We start from the raw sequence: 18,469 nt of genomic DNA, 5'->3' as shown, positions 1-18,469 counted from the left end.
GGGTGGGACCGGAGCTCCGGTCCCACCCGCCGCCTTTCCGTTCAGTGCGTTCCAGTGCGTTTCGGTGCGTTTCGGTGCGCTTTCCGCCATGTGCGCCGGCCCGTTCCGGCCCGGGGGGCTCAGACCAGCAGGGCCAGCAGGTCCTGCCGGTCGACCGGGCGCAGCAGTCCCCGGCGCATGACCAGGTCCAGCGCCAGCCGCATCCGCTCGGCCAGCGCCGTGGCGCCCAGTTCGGTGAAGGCCGCCCGGGCGTCCATCATCCGGTCGGCGGCCTCGCCGTGGCCGATCAGCGCGTGCGCGAACCCCAGGTGGCCCTCGATCCGGGCGCGGAGCAGCCGGTCGCCCATCTTCCGGGCGGTCTCCAGCGCCTGGCCGAGCAGGTCCAGCGACTCGTCCAGCCGTCCCTGCCGCCAGTGGATCTCGCCGAGGCCGCGCAGCGCGTGGGCCTCGCCGTGGAGGTCCTGGTAGCTCCGGGAGAGCGTCAGGACCTCGCGCAGCGCCCGGGCCGCGCCGTCCAGGTCGTTCTTCCGCAGCAGGGCGTTGGCCAGCCGGTAGATGCTCTGCGCCTCGCCCCGGACGATGCCGGCCTTGCGGCTCAGGTCGACGGCGGCGCCGCTCAGTTCCAGGCTGCGGTCGACGTTGCCGTGGTCCAGTTCGATCTGTGCCAGCCGGGAGAGCGTGGTGGCCTCGCCGGCCAGGTCGCCGATCGAGCGGAAGCCCTCCAGGGAGGCCTCGCAGTAGGACCGCGCCAGCTCCAGGTCGTCCGAGAACTGGGCGCAGCCGGCCAGCAGCCGCTGGGTCTTGGCACGGCCGCCGACGTCACCGCAGTCGGTGAACAGCCCGACGGCGACCGTCAGCAGCGGCTGGGCGCCGGCGTAGTCGTTGCGGTAGATGGCGAGCGCCCCCAGCGAGTGGACCATCTCGGCCTCGCCCAGCCGGTCGTCCGCGGCCCGGGCCGCCTCCAGCGACAGTTCCGCGCAGGCCGCCCAGCCCTCCAGGTAGTTGCGGGCCTCCCGCAGCGGGCTGCTCAGCGCGGTCAGCACCCAGGCGTGGGTGGCCTGTCCGCACTGGGCGGCCTGCTTGATCACGTCGGCCAGGGCGATCCACTCGGAGTCCATCCACTCCAGCGGGTTGCCGAGCAGCTCGGCCTCGGCCGTCTCCGACAGCCGGGGCCGGACCGGGGTCCTCGGCAGGGTGAACTCGCCGCCGGACAGCTGCCGGTAGGCGGCGTCGCAGAGGTACAGCCAGCCGTCCAGGACCCGCTCGAACGCGGCGTCGCGCTGCCCCTCGGGCTCCTCCTCGACGGCCCGCTCGTAGGCGTACAGCCGCAGCAGGTCCTGGAAGCGGTAGCGGGTGACCGGGCCGGTGCCGGCGCCCGAGACCACCTCCAGCAGGTGCGCGTCGACCAGCAGCTCCATCAGGTTCTCGGCGTCCTCCGTGGTGGTGTCGAGGACCGCGGCGCCCACCCAGGCGGTGAAGTCGGGAACCGTGAGCAGGCCCAGCCGCCGGTACATCCGGCGGGCGGCGGAGGGCAGTTCGCGGTAGGCGAGCCCGAAACCGGCGCGGACGCCGCCGGTGCCGGGGCTCAGCTCGTCCAGCCGGATGCGCTGGTTCTCCAGTCGGGTGACCAGGTAGCGCACCGACCAGTGCGGCCGCGCGGCGAGCCGGGCGCCGGCGATCCGCAGGGCCAGCGGGAGCCGGTCGCAGAGCTCGGCGAGCCGGGTGGTGGCGGGGGGATCCGCGTCGATCCGCTCCCGGCCGGCCACCTCGGACAGCAGCGCGGTGGCCTCCCCGGCGGTGACGGCCTTCAGCCGGATCGGCAGCACGTCGTAGTCGCCGATCATGTCGTCGGTGACGTCCCGGCCGGTGATCAGTACGCAGCAGCGGCCCGAGCCCGGCAGCAGCGGCCGGATCTGGTCGAAGGAACGGACGTTGTCCAGCACGATCAGGACCTGCCGGCCGCCGAGCATGCTGCGGAAGAAGGCGGGCCGGTCGGCCGGGTCGGCCGGGATCTGCGAGCCGGGCACGCCCAGCGCCCGCAGGAACCGGTCCAGCGCGACGGCGGGCGGCACGGGTTCGTCGTGCTCGTCGTAGCCGCGCAGGTCGGCGAAGAGCTGGCCGTCCGGGAAGCGGTGCGCGACCCGGTTGGCCCAGTGCACGGCCAGCGCGGTCTTGCCCACGCCGCTGACGCCGCTGATCGCGGCCACGCCCAGCGGCACCGAGCCCGAGCGCTCGTCCAGCATCCGGTCCAGCGCCCGCAGTTCCGGTACCCGTCCGGTGAAGGCGGCCGCCCGGGAGGGCAGTTGCGCGGGCGTCGGCGCGGGGGCCACGTGGGTGGGCTCGGGCAGGACACCGGTGAGGGTGGGGGCGTCGCGCAGCACCTGGGCGTGCAACTCCTGCAGCGCGGGGCCCGGTTCGATGCCCAGCTCGGCCACCAGCACCCGGCGGGCCTCGGCGAAGACCGCGAGGGCCTCGGCCCGGCGGCCCGCGCGGTAGTGCGCGAGCATCAGGTGGGCCCGGGCGCGCTCGCGCAGCGGGTACTCCTTGACGATCTCGGTCAGCTCGCCGACCACCGCGTTGTGGTTGCCCGATTTCAGGCGGAGCCCGGCGAGTTCCTCGGCGACGTCGAGCCGCAGCTCCTCCAGGCGGCTCGCGGCGGCCTCGATCCTGGTGCCGGTGAGGCCGTCCAGGGCCCGGCCCTGCCACAGCCGCAGCGCGTCGCCGAACTGCCGGCAGGCGTCGTCGACGTGGCCCTCGCGGGCCGATTCACGGGCGGCGCGGACCCCTTCCTCGAAGTCCCGCACGTCGATCCGGTGGCCGTCCGGATTGAGCGTGTACCCCGGGTAGGTGGTCAGAATGACGTCATTGATGTCGGTGGCGTCCTTGAAGACCTTCCGCAGGCCGGCGACGCAGATGGCGATCTGGTTGCGGGCGGTGCTGGGACCGCCGTTCGGCCAGACGGCATCGATCAGGGTGTCCACCGAGATCACCTGCCCCGGTGAGAGCAACAACATGGTGATCACGGTTCTTTGGCGGGATCCTCCTAATCTGAGTGTCTTGCCGCCCACGTGGACGTTCAGTGGGCCGAGCAGGCTGAATTCGACTGAGCGCATCCGCACTCTCCCCCATGCCGCGGCTGGCCGACTCTTGGCACAATCCACTCATGGTTGACCGGATCCACGCCCGGTGGCAACCCCGGTACCGGGGGCGGTCAATGGACGCGTGAGCGTCCTTCCGTGCGGCAGCGGGAACTGTGCGGACCGGCGGTTCGCGTGGCCAGTCCATTTGAGCCCGACGGTTCGTCAGATCGTAACCGATGGCGACTCGTCGGCGAACCGAGTGAACAGCGCTCGGACATCCTTGCGGAAAGCGGTCAGTGGAATTCCGCGGCATCGGCGAACAGCGGGGATCGACGCGCGGTGTGAAAACGGGCGAATCCCCCGCGCCCCCCGTCGAGCGGTGCTCGCGGAGAACGGCGGGGGATTCGCCCGATCGGGTCAGGAGTCCGAGCCGGCGGCCCGCCGCTCGCACTCCCGCAGGAACGTCAGCTTGGACAGCAGGCTGCGCTCCGCCCGGACGCCCAGCTGCTTCAGCTGCTCCTCGACGAGCTCGGTGAGGCGGTACAGCTCCGCGTCGAGCAGGTCGTGGTCCACGCCCTCGTGCACCCGGGTCTTCAGGTACTCGATCTCGGCCTGGCGCAGCTTGTGGCCGCCGGCCACCGTGACGTCGTCGATCTCGATGCTGAAGCAGTGCCCGGTGGCGGCCGACTCCAGGTTGACGTCGAAGCGCGCCCGGACGAGCGGGGGAAGCCGGTGGAAGGAGTACCCGGGGTACTCGCGGGCGAGGAAGGCGTCGAGGTCGTCGCCGGGGATGTCCAGGTTCAGGCGGAACTTCTCGCCGCGCCGCAGGGCGTCCCGCTCGAACCTCTTGATCTTCATCAGGTACCGGCCGTCGGGCATCCTCGTGAAGCCGAAGTACCCGGCGTGCTCGCGCGGGGCGAGCACCTCGAAGGTCTCCTGGGCGTACTGCCAGCGGGTCAGCTCGTACCCGGGGTCGAGGAAGAAGCCGGGGTAGCGGCCCTCCTCGGCGGCCGCGCACATGGCCTGGGCCAGCTGCCAGATGCTGACCTCGTCGAGCAGGTTGACCTTCTGCTCGATCTCGATCTCGGGTTCGAGGACGGAGAAGGCGCTGCCCTCGAAGACGATCGAGTCGGCCAGCCGGGAGGAGTATCCGAGGGCCTCGCGGACCAGCTCGGGCAGGGCGGTGCCGGCCGGGTGCGGGAAGCGGGCGACCCGGACGAAGAGCACGCCGAGGGAACGCACCCGGGAGCACACCATGACCTCGGTGAGCCGCTCCGCGCCGGTGTCGTGGGTGCGCAGCAGCATCAGCGGGGCCAGGGTGTCCAGGTCGTCCCGGCCGAGGGCGGTCAGGGCCGGGCCGGCGCCCAGGCCCGCCCACACCGGGGCGGCGGACAGCGGTACGGTCCGCTCCCCGTCGCCGTCCAGCACCAGGACGCCGGTGGCGACGGTGTCCGCGGGGCGCAGGTGCTCGGTGGCCAGGTGGGCGTCGCCGGGTTCGGGGGCGAGTTCGACGGCCAGCAGGGGCGTGTTGCCGCCGGCCACCTGGTACTGCCGGGAGATGTCGCCCAGGACGAGGTGCCTGGTGACCCGGGTGGCGGTGGCGGTGGCGGTGGCGTCGGGGGTCAGGGGGTCGGGCATCGGTGGATCACTCCTCAGGTGTCGCGCGGGAGGCGGGGCGGCGGGGTGGCAGGGCGGGCGGGAGCGGCCGGGCTCACTCCCGCAGCAGGCTCAGGCAGAGTTCGGCGGCGGCCCGCAGCTCGGCGACCGGCACCCGCTCGTCCACGCCGTGGGCGAGGCGCTGCTCGCCGGGGCCGCAGACGTAGGCGGGGACGGCGAAGCGGCGGCGCAGGGTGCGGGCGTCGGTCGGCCCGGGGTAGACCGGGTCGGGGTGGGCCCGGTCGTCGTGAGCCCTGCGGCCGGCCGCGACCAGCCGTTCCCACAGCGGTGTCACCGGGCTCTCCGAGGCGGCGGCGGTCATCAGCAGTTCCACCCGGCCGGTGACGCCCTCGGGGAGGCAGCCGGCCACCAGGGCGCGGACGGCCTCCTCGGTCACGTCGGGGCCGCCCGGCGGCAGCCGCAGGTCCCATTCGGTGCGGCAGCCGCCGGGCACGGTGTTCACCCGGGTGCCGCCGTCGATCCGGCCCAGGGTCGTGGTGACCGGGCCGCCCGCCGGGTTCCCGGCGAACCGGGCCGCCGCGGCCGCGGGCAGCAGCTCGGCGAGCCGGCAGGCCGCGAGGACCGCGGACACGCCGTCCTCGGCGCGGGAGGCCGGGGCCTCCCGCCCCTGGAGGTCGACGCCGAGCCAGGCCACCCCGCGCTCCATCCGGTGCGGGACCAGGCCGGTCGGGGCCAGCACCACCGCGCCCTCGACGGGCGGCAGTTCGAGCGTGTCGGCCAGGGCCTGCCAGCCAGCCCGGCCGCCGCGTTCGCCGTCGGCGGTGAACACCAGCAGGAGGTCGCGCGGCCCCGGGCGGCCGGCCGCGTGGTGGACGAGGGCGGCCTCGACCGCCGCGGCGATGCCGCCCTTCATGTCCGCGGTGCCGCGGCCCCAGAGTTCGCCGCCGGCCACCAGGGCCTGGTAGGGCGGCCGCCGCCAGTCGTCCGGGTCGGCCGGCACCGTGTCGGTGGCGGCGGTGAGCAGCAGGGTGGGGCGGGAGCCGTCGCACCGGCCGTACCGGGCCAGCAGGTTGGGGCGCGAGGGCACCGGCTGGACGATCCGCACCTCGTCCGCCGAGTCCGCGAGCACCTCGGCCAGCAGCCGCACCACGGCTTGTTCGGTGGTGTTCGGGTTGTCGCTGCGGGTGCGGACGAGCCGCCGGGCGAGCGCGACCAGCCGCGACTCGTCGACGGCCGGCCCGCCGGTGCGGGGAAGTCGGGGGAGCCGGGGGATCGGGGGGAGCGGCGCCGTCATGCGAGCAGTCCCGGGTCGGTGCCCTCGCCGGCGGCGCGGACGAACTCGGCCGCCTGGGCGGGGCCGTACGGCTGCATGTACTGTCCGGCCCGCGCGTCCCGCAGGATCCGGGAGGCCGGGTGGCCCCACCGGTAGGCGGCGGCTCCCGCGGCGGAGAGGGCGAGGTCGGAGAGGGCCAGGGCGGTGTCGTGCGAGCGTAGCCGGCACAGCTGCCACTCGCGGGCCAGTGCCAGGGAGCCAGGGCCGTCGGCGGGGTCGTGCCCGTCCAGCCGGCTCAGGAAGAGCTCCACCAGGGCGCGGGTGCCCGCCAGTTGCTGCTCGGAGCGGATCGCGGCCGCGTCGAGCCAGGCCCCCGGCCGGTCGGCGCCGGCCCGCCGCAGGGCCGTGAGCAGGGTGTGGTGCGCGGCGGTGGCCAGCCCCAGGTAGATGCCCAGCATGGCCCCGGAGCTGAGCATCCGGCCGCCCAGGGCCCGCGGGTCGTGGACGCCCCAGGGGCCGCGGACGGCCAGGCTCCAGGGCAGCGCCTCGGCGTCGTGGAAGCGGACCGTGGTGCTCGCCGAGCCCCGCATGCCCAGGCCGTCCCAGTCGTCGACGACCTCCACCGCGGCCGAGCGCGGCACGACGGCGCTGCCGAGCCGGTCGCCCTCGGGGGTGCGGATCCGGAGCCGGACCGCGAAGTGGGTGGCGGCGGGGGCCCCCGAGACCATGATCTTCCGGCCGCTGACGGTGGCCGGGCCGTCCTCCTTCGGCTCGGCCGTCGTGCGCACGGTGAAGTAGCCCGCGCCCGCCTCGGTCGCGGCGCCGGCCACGTAGGCCGAGCCGTCGGCCATGGCACGCAGCAGCCCCTCGGACCCGGGGTCCGAGGGGCCGGCGGCCAGGCCCAGGCCGCGGGAGAGCTGCATGTGCAGCACCAGGGCGGCCGAGGCGTCGGCGAAGGCGATCCGTTCCAGGCAGGCGGCGGTGTCGAGGAGGCTGCGCACCCCCAGTCCGCCGTGGGCGGCGGGCACGGTGGCACCCATCAGGCCGGCGGCGGCGAGGGCGCGGTGCGCCTCGGTGACGTAGCTGCCGTCGCGGTCGTGGCGTTCGGCGTCGGCCGCCACCTCGGCGAGGCAGGCCTCGGCGCGTTCGGCGGCCGACCTCCCCTCGGGCGTGCGGGGGTTGAGGCACCACGCAGCGTCGGCGCCCGGTGCCTCCTCCGGCGACGGGGCCGTCACCGGGTACCGTCCGCGGGCGGGAAGGTGCGGGGGGACGGGTGGGGCGGGAAGGGGTGGATGCCGCCGGCGCGCAGGAAGTCGATCGAGGGCTGCAGCCGCTCGTCGGCGTCGTCGATGCCGACGCCGACCATCACGTCCGCGTGCGGGGCGTGGGCGCGCAGGCAGCGGTCGAGCTCCGGCCAGTCCACCGTGCCGCTGCCCAGCGCCAGGTCGGAGTCCTGGTCGCCGTGGTTGTCGCCGTACTGGACGTACGCGGTGGCCGCTCCGGCCCGGCGCAGCCAGTCCTCCAGGGGCACCGTGCCGTGGACGTTCCAGTGCGCGACGTCGAAGCACAGCCGCAGCCGCGGGGAGTCGAACTCCTCGACCAGGGAGAGGCTGAGGTCCGGGGTGCGGTCCCACATGTTCTCCAGCAGGACGGTGACGTCCCCGAGGTCCTGGCCGCGCAGGAAGTCGAGCCAGCCGGCCCGCCACTGCCGGTCGTAGGCGGGCTCGTTGAGCATCGGCAGGTGGTTGCTGTGCAGGATCAGGAACTCGGCGCCGAGCCGCTTCGCCCATTCGATCGACGCGGATATCCGCTCGGCCGAGGCGGCCCGGACGGCACGGTCCGGGGAATGGACCGAGATGTCGATGTACGGGCCGTGCAGCACCTTCACGAGTTCCGCGCCGCCGGCCTTCTCCAGGAAATCGGAGAAGTATTCATCCAGCATGTCCAGATTTTGCGGGTATGCCGGTTCGATCAGTTCGAAATGAAAGTCGTTCGATCTGGCCGCGTTGACATAGCGGGATAGGTCGTGCAATCTTGGCTGAATAGTGACACGAGGCACTTTTATCCATTCATGCGGGTCGTCGTGGAGGTATCGAAAAGTGGGGTCCGAGCGTCGCAGCGGATATCTGGTCGCGGTCGTGGGAATCGACGGGGCCGGCAAGACCAGCCAGGTCGGGCGACTGGCCGAGTGGTTCGACGGCCTGGGGAAGCCGGCCCGGCTCTTCCTCAACCAGACACAGCTCCCGGTCCGTCAGGCCTTGGACGCGATCGCCCGGGAGGACGGCTTCCCGGGCCATCTGGACATGATCGGGGCCGACACGATCAGGCTCATCTCGGCCTGCGCGAAGCTGTCGGCGCTCGCCCCGGTCGGCGAGGTGCTGGCCACCCCGCGCGCGGTGGCCCTCGCCGATCGCTACACCGTCTGCCAGTACGCCGCCGTCCGCCTGCAGAAGGCGGACAACGAGGAATTCCTGCGGCGCCTCAACCGGGGCCTCCCGAAGCCCGACCTCACCCTTTTCCTGGACGTCGAACCGGCCGTCGCCCAGGAGCGGATCAAGCGCCGCGGAATCGACGAGGAGACCCTGGAGTTCCTGGTCGACTACCGGGCGGCCTACCGTTCCCTGCCGGAGTACGAGGAATTCGTCCTGGTCGACGGGAACGGTTCGTTCGACGAGGTGCAGGAACTCCTGCGCAAGGAGATTCAGCGGGCCCTGCCGGACGCGGTGTCCGCCGCGGTGTAGACGCTGACGTGGGAGCGGGAGCCGGCCGTGAACGGGTGCCGGCTCCAGTTCTCCCAGCGGTCCTCCAGCCGCAGGCCCGCCCGCCCGGCCATCGCGTCCAGCTCCTCGGGCCAGCTGTAGCGCACCCGGGTCGGGTAGAGGGCGAACCCGTCCGCCGTGACCTCCAGGTCCAGGGACTCCACCACCTGGGCGTCCGCGTCGTGCCGGGACACCTGCAGCAGCAGGTTGGCGGAGCCGAAGTCCTTCACCCGCAGGGCCGCCGCCCCGTCGAACTGCTCGGGCGCGGGCACGAACGCCTCGACGACGAAGCGCCCGCCCTCGGCCAGGTGGCCGGCGACGCTCCGGAAGCAGTTCTCCTGCTCCCGCGGATCGTCCACCAGGAACAGGGAGTTGAAGGCCACCCAGACCAGCGTGAACGACTCCTCCAGGGCGAAGTCGGTCATGCTGCCGGGCACGCCGACCACCCGGTCGCCGCCGGGGGCGCGGCCGAGCTCCTCCAGCATCTTCGGCGAGCTGTCCAGCCCGTGGACGGGGACGCCCTTCGCGGCCAGCGGGATCGCCAGCCGGCCCGTCCCCACGCCGAGCTCCAGCGCCGGGCCGTCGCCGGCCAGCTCCGCGAGCAGGCCGACCGCCTCCGGCACGTCGCCCCGCCCGGCCACCTGACGGTCGTACACGGTGGCCCTGGCGTCCCCGTACGAGGCCGCATCCCACCCCTGAAACGCGTTCACAGCACACTCTCCTCGATCGGCGTCTGCCGTCCTCCCCGGGCGGGGAGGACGGCAGACGAAGCGGGCTCGCCGACGGCCGTCAGGCCTCGACCTTCGCCAGGAACTCCTGCCAGCGCGTCTTCTGCGCCTCGGTGGAGCCCTCGCGGCAGACGTGGTCGCGCAGGTCCTCGTCCCAGGTGATGGGCTGCGGGTCCTTGTCCGCCAGCTTGGACATGCCGTCGAGCAGCGAGTTGTCCATGCCGGGCAGCAGCTCCGGGATCCAGTACGCGAGGTAGTAGAAGACGCTGCGCCCGGGGCTGAAGCTGGGATTGCGGTTCTCGTAGTTCTCCAGGCTGAAGGCCGGGTAGGCGCCGTCGCCGATCTTCTTCGGCACCTTCCAGATCGGGTAGCAGAACGTGACGTCACCGATCTCGCGGAACGGGGCGGGCAGCGGGAGCAGGCCGCGCGAGACCCGCGCGATGTGCTCGGCGACGATGTCCTCCCGGTTCGCGCCGGTGGCGACGAACTTCATGCCGCGCTCGACGGCGTAGCGGGTGAGGACGCGGCGCAGCAGCCAGGTGCCCATGAACTCCAGGTCGGCGTCGGGGAAGAACTCCCGGAACACCTCCTTGACCGAGGAGAGCTCCTTGAGGCCGGACAGCCGCGCGGTCTCCGACTCCTCGACCACGTTCAGCTCGATGCCGTGCGCGGAGCACAGCGCACGGGCGTTGTCGACCTGGGCGTCCCAGTCCGGGATGCCGAGCATCATGACCGGCACCACGCGCTCGGGCTCGAAGTAGCCGGACTCCATCAGCGTGGAGAGCAGCACGTTGGAGTCGCCGCCGCCCGAAGTCCCCACCACCAGGCCGTTGCTGCGGTCGCCGGGCCACTGCTTCAGCACGTCGGTCACGCTGGCGCGGACGAACTCGAAGCACTCCGCGGCGGACATCTGGGTGTGCACGCGCTGGAAGGCGCCGCTGTCCTCGGTGGGGAAGGTCCACTCGGTGGTCGCCTCGTCGTGCAGGCGGGCGCTGGAGGCCTCCACGCCGAGCAGGCCGGGCAGGTTGATGTTGCGGGTGACCCGGGCGAAGATCTCGCCCTCGCCGCCGGCGTCGCCGGGGCGGGCCGTGGACGCGGGGACGAAGACGGCACGCCGGAGCCCGTCGCCCCCGTGGCCCTCGATCCGGTAGGTCCACACCGCCGAGAGCGGGATCCCGTACAGCCGCAGCAGGGCGCCGACGGTCGGTGCGCTCTCGTGCTCCAGGAGGTACTCACCGTGGTTGGTCTGCAACCGTACTCGCATATGCCGTTCCGTTTCGTGAGCGGGTGGATCATCGTCAATGCAAGTGCCGCTGGTGAGGCGCCGAAGCGCCTCACCAGCGGTCCTCAGGACCCCGAGGGGCCCCGATGGCCGGCTACGGTCAGCCGGTGGCGACGATCGAGTTGCAGCAGGCGACGGACTCCAGGCCGCTGTCCGTCGTGGCCGCCTCGCGCGCACCGAGCACGCCCAGGTTCAGGGCCGCGACCGGCTCGAACTCGACGAGAACGGCAGCCGGGGCGTTGACCAGACCAAGTTCGGTCTTCATGTCAGCTCCTCTCTAGTTGGATGGTGCATCCATCAACCACGCCTGACGGCATGGTCGTTCGGGGCGGGCGTCTCAGGACGCCCGGAAGGGGAGGAACACGGGATCGGGCTCCGGGGCTCCGGGGCGCAGCTGTGCCCCGGCCTCCTCGGCGATCCGCCGCGCGATGTCGCGGCAGTCGCCGATCAGGCCCCGGGCGGCGCGTTCGCGCAGCTCCCGCGCCTCGGGGAACTCGCTCTCCGGCAGCTCCCACAGGGAGCGCTGCATGGCGGTGTCCATGGCGCCGGGGGACACGCAGAAGGCGCGCAGTCCGGCGTCCCGCTCCTCCGCGGCGACGGCTTCGGTGAGGCGTTCCACCGCTGCCTTGCTCGCCGAGTAGGCCGCCCAGCCCGGGCGCGCCGCGCGCGCCGAGCCGGCGGTGAGATTGATCAGTACGCCGGCGCCGGGGCGGCCGCGCACGTGTTCGGCGAAGACGGCACTGCCGTTGACCACGCCGAGCAGGTTGGTGCCGAGGATCCGGTTCCAGCGTTCCGCGTCGCCGTCCGCGACCCGGAACACCTCCATGACCGCGGCATTGTTGACCCAGACGTCTATTCGGCCGTGCCGGGCGACGACGGAATTCGCGAATTCGCGGACCCGGCGCTCGTCCTGTACATTCACCGAATCGTGCGCCGCTAAACCTTCCGAATTATCGGGAAGGGCGCTCCGGGAGGCTCCGGCCACCTGGAATCCACGGTCTTCGAATTCCTGGCAGAGGGCCCGGCCGAGGCCGCGACTTGCGCCGGTGACCACGCAAACTGGCTGGTGAGAGTCGTTCGACATCAACACGAACCCCCGTTGTGTGATGAATCGGCGCGCATCTGACGAAGCAGTGCGACCCGGCGGGTATTCCCGGTGGGGCGGAGTTCCACCCGGTCGGTTCCGCTTGACCCGAATGAGTCTAGGTCGGTTCCGGCGGAATCGGCAAGAGTTCGCCGACGCTTTTCTCGGCGACGTTCCGCCCGGCGACTTCACGCCGACCTCCGGCGACTTCCGGCGACTTCCCGGAGGTTTCGTCCGATTTTCCGTACGCGGAATCGGAAGAATGCCGCGGAGAGCGTTCAGGAGTGGGTCCGGCCGGCCGCGTCCACGAATCTCCGGCGCTTTCCGTTGCGGCTTCCGTTGCGGCGCGCCTCACGGAGCACCTTGCGGTAGAAGGCCGGATAGCTGGCCTCGGCGTGCGCGGCGTACCGCTTGGCGACCGGGTGCCGCCCGGCCAGTCTGTTGATGGGCACCACCATCGCCGCATGGTGCTCCACGTGGAAGTTGTTGCCGTTGGTGAACCAGCGGCTGAACCTGCTCCCGCTGATCGTCCGGGTGTTGCGCAGGACGTCCGTGGTGCCGTCGGTGTCGCACAGGACGTGCTCCGGGAGCTCCAGGAAGAAGTGCACCGGGACCGAGAGCAGCAGCGGGAGCCCCCACAGCAGCAGCACGGCCCGGCCGTACCCGAGGCCGGCCGCCACCGCGGCCGCGAGCACCGCCACGCCCAACAGGCGGTACTCGCTCATCACCTGGCGTCTGGACCGGTCCCCGATCTGCCCCCGGGTGTAGGTCCACGTGCCCGCGCAGCTGCGGGCGACGTCCGCCCCGACCTGGACCAGCCGCACCGGGTCGACGGCGCCTCGCAGCAGGGCGCCCCAGGTCAGCGGCGCCCTCGGGTCGAACCCGAAGAACTCGCTGTCCCGCGGTGTGCCCAGGTACTTGTGGTGCTGCAGGTGCTGGACCCGGTAGTGGCTGTACGCCGAGAGGAGCGGGACCCCGATCAGGACGCCCACCGGCCGGTGAGCCGCGGCCCTCCGGAAGGCCGAGTGGTGCAGGCACTGGTGCTGCAACTCCACCAGGTGCGTGTACATCGCGGCCAGCAGGAGCACCCCGCCGGCGGCCGCGAGCCACGAGCCGCTCAGCGCGAGCCCTCCGCCCAGGCAGCAGAGCGCGAACGCCGCCGCCAGCTTGCCGACGAAGACCAGCTCGTCCCTCCGCGACACCCGCGCCCGTTCGAACAGTAAGGCCGGCGAGACCTTGCCGGTGTCCACGTCCCCTCCCCGTTCCTCGCTCGCCACCGGCGCTACTGCCAGGCCACGGTGGTCTCGTCGGCGTCGGTCCGGTAGACCTGGCGCCCCGCCAGCGAGTTGACGACACAGGCGCTGCGCCAGGCCACCAGGGAGAGCAGGGTGTCGTTGATCCCGTGCTCGCCCTCGGCGAAGCCCTGGCTGTAGACCCGCAGCCCGGCCGGTCCGTCGAAGTCCACCGAGTAGTCGGCGTTCACCTCGAACATCCCGTCCCGGACGGCGAGTTGTCCCTGGATCGGCTTGAGGTACTCCGGGATCCGGCGCTGGTAGCCGGTGCACAGGACGACCAGGTCGGCGGGCAGCACCTCGGTGCCGTCGCGGTCCTCGTCGTGCAGCGTCACCCGGTACGCCGACCCGTCCCGCTCCAGGTCCACGGCCCGGCGCGAGGTGAGCAGCCGGTGCCGCAGCCCCGCGCGGAGCACGTGGTCCAGGTGGTACAGGCGGCGGTAGACCGCGCCGAGGAGCTCGTCGGTGATCCCGTCACCGCCGGCCCTCAGCTGCCGGGTGACCAGCTCGGCACGGCGCGCGGCCGACAAGCCGTGGAAGTAGCCCGCGTACGCCGAGGAGAACCACTCGTTGGTGAACGGCGAGTCGTCCAGCGGCTGGAAGCCCGGGCCGCTGGAGGTCCAGGTGAGCGAGGCGGGCAGCGCGTGCTCGTCGGCCAGCAGGTGGTTGACCACCTCGGCACCGCTCTGACCGGCCCCGACGACCACGACCCGGCGGCCCTTCCACTCCGGGCGCACCCGGGCGAAGTCACCGCTGTGCAGCACGTCCCTGCCCTCGTGCGCCTTGGCGAAGGCCGGCAGCCGCGGCTCGGGACCGGAACCGACCGAGACCGCCCGGGTGGTGTGGGTCGCCCCACCGGCACAGGTGACCTCGAAGCGGTCGCCCGCGACCGCGACCGACTCGACCCGGGTGCCCCACCGCAGCGAGGACAGCCGCGCCGCCGCCCACTGGTAGTACTGCTCGAACTCGCGGCGCGAGCAGCTCAGGCCGTTGGCCTCCAGGAAGCGGAACGCCCGGCCCTGGCGGACGAGGAAGTTCAGGAAGGAGAACTCGCTCGTCGGGTCGACCAGGGTCACCAGGTCGCGGAAGTAGGTGACGGTCAGCTGCGAATCGGGGAGCATCAGCCCCCGGTGCCACTCGAACCCGGGCTTGTCGTCCAGGAACAGGGTGCTCAGCTCGGGCAGCGGCGCGGTCAGGGCCGCGAGGCTCAGGTTCGCCGGCCCCACACCGATTCCGATCACGTCGTGGTCAGGCATCGTCGGTCTCTCCCTCGGGGACGGCGGTGGGGTGGTGCGTGGTGGGTCGGTCCGGTCGGTCCGGTGGCTTCGGCGGCTGTTCCGATGGCTGCGGGGTCACTGCCAGTACTCCTCGCGGACCCGGGTGATCCGGTCCAGGAGCGCGCCCCCGTCCGGCGCCTTGATCACGTACGAGTCGAGGAAGTCGGTGGAGTGCCGGACGCCGCCCCGCCCGTTCCCGGCCCCGTGGTGCGCGATGTGCTCCACGACGCCGAGCGCGTCGAACCGCTCGGCGGGGATCCCGCGCGCCTCGCCCCCGCCGGGGTAGAACGCGATGAAGCCGCAGGTCCCGCTGGTGGGCGCGGTGCCCAGGGTCACCGGAAGCCCGGCGTCGAGGCGGATCTGGGCCTCGACGATGTTGAACCCGTACTGCCACTGGATGACCGGCGGGATCACGCCGCCGGGCGGGCGGCCGGCCACCTCGCAGAAGACGAGCTCGTCGGCGTCGGTGCGGAACAGCTCCAGGTGCGTGGTGCCGTCCCGGAGACCGAGCGCGCCCAGCACGGCGGTGTTCATCGCGCGGATGCGGCGCAGCAGGTCCGGGTCGTCGACGAGGACGGTGCCGAAGATGCCGCCCGGCTCGTACCCCGCCGGATCCGCGAGGTAGGTGCCGACGCTGGAGAACTCGATCCGGCCGTCCACCACCACCGAATCGCAGTGGTAGATCCGGCCCTTGACGAACTCCTCGATCTCGTAGTGCGAACCGGACAGGTCCAGGTCCGCCACCACCGCGCGCGCCTGGTCGAGGGTGTCCACCATGTACAGGTCCCTGGCGGCCAGCCCCCACCGGCTCTTGATCACCTTGCGCCCGGTGCTCCAGTCCATCCGTTCGAGGTCGGCCGGGCGGTCGAGCGCGGCGAAGCCGGGCAGCGCGGCCGCCCCGGCCTCCCGCAGGACCTCCTTCATGCGCAGCTTGTCGCGGAAGCGCACGGCCGTCTCGTAGTCCATGCCGGGCAGCGAGAACTTCGAGCGCATCTCGGCGGCGAGCAGCACGGCCCGCTCGTGCACGGCGATCACCCGGTCGACGGGGTGGTGGCGCAGGATCCAGGAGCAGATGTCCCGCCAGCGGTCGAAGTCCTCGGTCTCGCAGACGGCGACCTGGGGCAGCGGGTGGTCCGCGAAGCCGTCGAGTCCGCCGTGCGCCCGGTAGCGGGTGACCAGGTGGATGTCGATCTCGGAGGTCGGCAGGATGTGGGCGCCGCCCCGGCTGAAGTGCGAGTAGTGGTGCTTGTTGATGAAGAGCGCGGCCGGCCTGCTCATCGTCCCGCCTCCCGGTCGGTGCCCGCGGGCGCGCCGAAGGGCCACCGCAGCGAGTGGTCCGTAAGGTCGAAGCCCGTCAGTCGTCGGATCAGGTCGTTCTCGTCGTCCGTCCCGGTGCCGTGGGCGGCGGTGAGGACCCGCGCCCGGCCGTCGCGCACGGCGAGCCGGACCAGGGCGGGGCCGGCCGGGAGGGCGGCGGCGTCGAGGAGTCCGGTCAGCGCGGCCAGGGCGGCGCGGTGCTCCTCGGGCGGCAGGACCCGCTCGGGCAGCAGGTGCTCCGGCGGCATGGCGGGACGGCCCTCCGGCACGGCGGCGATCCACCGGTGGTCGCCGTCCACGGTGAAGGTGTGGGCGCGCAACACCAGCTCCCCGGCGGCGACTTCGGGGTCCCCGGCGGCGGCCAGGGCCCGTACCGCGCCGACCGGTGCGCCGACGGCGCCGAGCAGGGCGGCGGCTGTCGCGGCCGGCAGGGCCCCGGCGCCGGTCAGCGAGAGGACGGCCCACGGGTCCAGCGGGCGCAGGACGGACTGCACGAAGTCGGCGAAGGCCGCGGGGCCGGCGGTGGTGGCGTGGGCGGCGGTGTCGGGGGCGTGGGCGGACGGGTCGGGCCCGAAGTCGACCGAGTAGTAGTCCGTGTGGTCCTCGGCGAGTTCGTGCACCGGAGCGCCGGGCCGCTGCACCAGCGCGACGCGGCAGCCCAGCCCGTGCGCGGCCCTCGCCACGGGCACCGTCGCGTCGATGAGCACCAGTGTGCGACCGACGGTTCCCCCGGGCGTGTCCGTCCCTACCATGTGGCTCCCCCGATCTCCTGGGCGGTTCCGGGTCCGCCGGTGGTTCCGGCCGTGGTTCCGGCCGCGGTCCTGTGTCCGGCTGGGGTCCCGTTCCGGTTCCCGTTCCGCGTCCCGCTCGCGTCCCCGTTCCCGTTCCCGTTCCGGTTCTCGTTCCCGTTGCGGGCCTCCGGGTCCGGCTCGAAGTACCCGAGCTCGTCCCGGACTCCGGCCAGCTCCCAGTCCTCCCGGCTGCGGACGTACCGGGGGTTCTCGGCGACGATCGACTCGGTCGAGGTCCTGCCGCCGGCCAGCCGCCAGCGGACCGTCCCGGTGACCGGGCCGGCCAGTTCCGCGGTGAACGCCTGGCAGGCGGCGCGGAGTTCGCCGAACCAGCGGCCCTCGACGGCCTCGCGCACCCAGACCTGCTCCAGGTGCAGCTTCTCCCTGAGCGTCTCGGCGTCGAGCGTCGCGGTCTCCAGGTGGCGGTGCGAGGCCATCAGCAGCCAGGCCGCGGGCGCCTCGCGCACCTCCAGGACCTTCGCGCCGCCGGGCAGGTGCTCCAGGCCGGTGTGCCGGCCGAGCCCGTGGGCGCCGACGATCGGGTTCAGGGCACCGATGAGCTCGACCGGGCTCATCCGCCGTCCGTCCACGGCCACCGGGACGCCGGCCTCGAAGGAGACCTCCACCGTCTCGGCCCCCGGGGTCCGCGGCCGGGCGCTCCACCGGAAACAGGACTCCGGCACCCGGTGGTCCTCCGGGTCGTCGAGGATCCCGGACTCGAACTCGCGGCACCACAGGTTGGAGTCGGCGCTCGCCGAGCGCTCCGCCATCTCCTCCAGGCCGATCGCCCGCAGTTCCTTGATCTTCTTCTCGCGGTGCACCGGTTCGAGCTCGTACGGGCTGCCGAAGCGGCCCCGGAAGCCCAACTGCCGAAGTGCGCCGTTCAGTCGGCGCAGGGTGTTCTGCGAGCGGTTGGCGGTGTGCAGGATGACCTCGGCGCCCAGCTCCTCGGCGGTGCGCAGGGCCGCGCGGGCGAACAGCGGTCGGCTCAGCGAGGAGCTGATGGGGTACGAGCCCAGGTAGAGGGCATGTGCCGCGATCGCGGGGGTGACGAACTCGCCTGCGAACACGGCGCGTTCGTCGAGGACGTGCAGCCGGACCCCGAGGCTGTCGGTGATCCGGCGGAGCTCCGGCGGGCTCTCGTCGCCGCCGACGTCCACACTGACCGCGTGGACGTCGGTGGCCCCCGCCTCCACCAGGCGGTGCAGGAGGTAGGAGCTGTCCAGGCCCCCGCTGAAGAGCGTCACGACAGGGCGCCGCCAGTCGACCTCGCGGTGCGTGATGTCGCGAAAGGAGCGCACGGTCCTCGTTCTCACGTCACGTCCTTCTGGATCGGCAGCCTGGGAAGGGGTGGTGTTCGCTCGTGGCACGCCGGGGAACCGGCACGCGTGGGCTCCCCGGGAGTGTCCTGCTTCCACGGGGTTCATGAATCATCAAAGGGGGGGCGGGACTTCACGGAGAAGTCCCGGCCCGTTCGGTGGTGCCGAAGTGCGCCGGACAGGAGGAAAGACGCTGCCTGGAGTACCGGCGGCGCGCTCGGATGGCATATTCGATGATCAAATCGCGGCGTCGAGCATAGGCAGACCCGGCTTTGAGAGTCAACAGATCCATGTGAGACCGAAGTTGAGTTCCGGGATGCCCGGCCGCAAAGCTGGCGCATGGGACGGAAGGTCGCCAAAACGGTGCATAGGCTTGGTGGTTCACGAGTTCCGCACGTTTCTGTCACACGGCCTCGTCAGGGCGAGCCTTGACACCTCGTCAGTGGCGTGGTCATGATGGGTGCGATCTTGCCCGGGCTCCGGTTCCATTCGCGGTCCTGGGTTCGGGCGTCGAAACCGGGGGGTTCGAGTGAGGTGCACAGCGCTGCTCGACTCGAATTCCGCCCCCTCGCCGACCGGCCGCTCCGACATTCCCTTCTTATTCCCGCACCGTGGCCGAATCCATCGGCACGGTGCTTTCGCGTGGCGCG

At 72.5% G+C, this 18,469-nt stretch carries 15 protein-coding genes; 1 reads left to right on the top strand and 14 read right to left on the bottom strand.

What is annotated here, in order from left to right:
- Positions 1 to 119: 119 nt before the first annotated feature.
- From IE332_RS06280 to IE332_RS06260, 5 genes are all read right to left on the bottom strand, one after another.
- The gene (locus IE332_RS06280) at positions 120 to 3,113 is read right to left on the bottom strand and encodes an AfsR/SARP family transcriptional regulator (RefSeq protein WP_268256532.1); all 2,994 of its coding nucleotides are present in this window, start codon (positions 3,111 to 3,113) and stop codon (positions 120 to 122) included.
- A gap of 384 nt (positions 3,114 to 3,497) precedes the next feature.
- Positions 3,498 to 4,718, bottom strand: coding sequence for a hypothetical protein (locus tag IE332_RS41790; protein ID WP_189914059.1), 1,221 nt, complete (start codon positions 4,716 to 4,718; stop codon positions 3,498 to 3,500).
- 73 nt (positions 4,719 to 4,791) lie between these two features.
- Positions 4,792 to 5,991, bottom strand: coding sequence for a M20 family metallopeptidase (locus tag IE332_RS06270; RefSeq protein ID WP_189914058.1), 1,200 nt, complete (start codon positions 5,989 to 5,991; stop codon positions 4,792 to 4,794).
- A complete protein-coding gene (locus tag IE332_RS06265) occupies positions 5,988 to 7,205 on the bottom strand; it encodes an acyl-CoA dehydrogenase family protein (protein WP_189914057.1) in 1,218 nt (405 codons plus the stop codon). The genes IE332_RS06270 and IE332_RS06265 overlap by 4 nt, the downstream gene beginning before the upstream one ends.
- Positions 7,202 to 8,029 (bottom strand): sugar phosphate isomerase/epimerase family protein, encoded by an 828-nt coding sequence (locus IE332_RS06260; protein WP_268256531.1) that lies wholly within the window; start codon positions 8,027 to 8,029, stop codon positions 7,202 to 7,204. The genes IE332_RS06265 and IE332_RS06260 overlap by 4 nt, the downstream gene beginning before the upstream one ends.
- A gap of 79 nt (positions 8,030 to 8,108) precedes the next feature.
- Between IE332_RS06260 and IE332_RS06255 the strand changes: the two genes are divergently transcribed.
- The gene (locus IE332_RS06255; protein WP_229928336.1) at positions 8,109 to 8,711 is read left to right on the top strand and encodes a dTMP kinase; all 603 of its coding nucleotides are present in this window, start codon (positions 8,109 to 8,111) and stop codon (positions 8,709 to 8,711) included.
- On the opposite strand, the gene IE332_RS06250 is transcribed toward IE332_RS06255, so the two are convergent.
- The 9 genes from IE332_RS06250 to IE332_RS06210 form a co-directional block, all read right to left on the bottom strand.
- Positions 8,672 to 9,439 carry a class I SAM-dependent DNA methyltransferase gene (locus IE332_RS06250; protein ID WP_189914054.1) on the bottom strand — a complete coding sequence of 256 codons (768 nt, stop codon included), beginning with the start codon at positions 9,437 to 9,439 and terminating at the stop codon, positions 8,672 to 8,674. The two genes, IE332_RS06255 and IE332_RS06250, sit on opposite strands and share 40 nt — an antisense overlap.
- A gap of 79 nt (positions 9,440 to 9,518) precedes the next feature.
- Positions 9,519 to 10,721: an adenine nucleotide alpha hydrolase family protein gene (locus tag IE332_RS06245; RefSeq protein WP_189914053.1), complete on the bottom strand. Its 1,203-nt coding sequence runs from the start codon at positions 10,719 to 10,721 to the stop codon at positions 9,519 to 9,521.
- Positions 10,722 to 10,839: 118 nt separating this feature from the next.
- Complete coding sequence (locus tag IE332_RS06240; protein ID WP_189914052.1) at positions 10,840 to 11,004, bottom strand: hypothetical protein; 165 nt, start codon at positions 11,002 to 11,004, stop codon at positions 10,840 to 10,842.
- Positions 11,005 to 11,076: 72 nt separating this feature from the next.
- Positions 11,077 to 11,823 (bottom strand): SDR family oxidoreductase, encoded by a 747-nt coding sequence (locus IE332_RS06235; RefSeq protein WP_189914051.1) that lies wholly within the window; start codon positions 11,821 to 11,823, stop codon positions 11,077 to 11,079.
- 278 nt (positions 11,824 to 12,101) lie between these two features.
- Positions 12,102 to 13,073 carry a fatty acid desaturase family protein gene (locus IE332_RS06230; protein ID WP_229928335.1) on the bottom strand — a complete coding sequence of 324 codons (972 nt, stop codon included), beginning with the start codon at positions 13,071 to 13,073 and terminating at the stop codon, positions 12,102 to 12,104.
- 32 nt (positions 13,074 to 13,105) lie between these two features.
- Complete coding sequence (locus IE332_RS06225; RefSeq protein WP_189914050.1) at positions 13,106 to 14,371, bottom strand: lysine N(6)-hydroxylase/L-ornithine N(5)-oxygenase family protein; 1,266 nt, start codon at positions 14,369 to 14,371, stop codon at positions 13,106 to 13,108.
- 96 nt (positions 14,372 to 14,467) lie between these two features.
- Positions 14,468 to 15,670 carry an ATP-grasp domain-containing protein gene (locus IE332_RS06220; RefSeq protein WP_189914049.1) on the bottom strand — a complete coding sequence of 401 codons (1,203 nt, stop codon included), beginning with the start codon at positions 15,668 to 15,670 and terminating at the stop codon, positions 14,468 to 14,470.
- Complete coding sequence (locus tag IE332_RS06215; RefSeq protein WP_189914048.1) at positions 15,667 to 16,416, bottom strand: hypothetical protein; 750 nt, start codon at positions 16,414 to 16,416, stop codon at positions 15,667 to 15,669. Before IE332_RS06215 ends, IE332_RS06220 begins: the two co-directional genes overlap by 4 nt.
- Positions 16,417 to 16,454: 38 nt before the next feature.
- Positions 16,455 to 17,816 carry an argininosuccinate synthase-related protein gene (locus IE332_RS06210; RefSeq protein ID WP_229928334.1) on the bottom strand — a complete coding sequence of 454 codons (1,362 nt, stop codon included), beginning with the start codon at positions 17,814 to 17,816 and terminating at the stop codon, positions 16,455 to 16,457.
- Positions 17,817 to 18,469 lie beyond the last annotated feature (653 nt).

It is taken from the genome of Kitasatospora xanthocidica (genome assembly GCF_014656195.1).
GTDB classification, from domain to species: Bacteria; Actinomycetota; Actinomycetes; order Streptomycetales; family Streptomycetaceae; genus Kitasatospora; species Kitasatospora xanthocidica.
The sequence above is the reverse complement of the archived record's forward strand: the minus strand, read 5'-3'. Positions and strand labels throughout refer to the sequence as shown.

Coding starts and splice junctions, on each gene's coding strand:
- IE332_RS06270 (WP_189914058.1), bottom strand. CDS start 5,991: ATGACGGCGCCGCTCCCCCCGATCCCCCGGCTCCCCCGACTTCCCCGC.
- IE332_RS06225 (WP_189914050.1), bottom strand. CDS start 14,371: ATGCCTGACCACGACGTGATCGGAATCGGTGTGGGGCCGGCGAACCTG.
- IE332_RS06280 (WP_268256532.1), bottom strand. CDS start 3,113: ATGCGCTCAGTCGAATTCAGCCTGCTCGGCCCACTGAACGTCCACGTG.
- IE332_RS06220 (WP_189914049.1), bottom strand. CDS start 15,670: ATGAGCAGGCCGGCCGCGCTCTTCATCAACAAGCACCACTACTCGCAC.
- IE332_RS06235 (WP_189914051.1), bottom strand. CDS start 11,823: ATGTCGAACGACTCTCACCAGCCAGTTTGCGTGGTCACCGGCGCAAGT.
- IE332_RS06245 (WP_189914053.1), bottom strand. CDS start 10,721: ATGCGAGTACGGTTGCAGACCAACCACGGTGAGTACCTCCTGGAGCAC.
- IE332_RS06240 (WP_189914052.1), bottom strand. CDS start 11,004: ATGAAGACCGAACTTGGTCTGGTCAACGCCCCGGCTGCCGTTCTCGTC.
- IE332_RS41790 (WP_189914059.1), bottom strand. CDS start 4,718: ATGCCCGACCCCCTGACCCCCGACGCCACCGCCACCGCCACCGCCACC.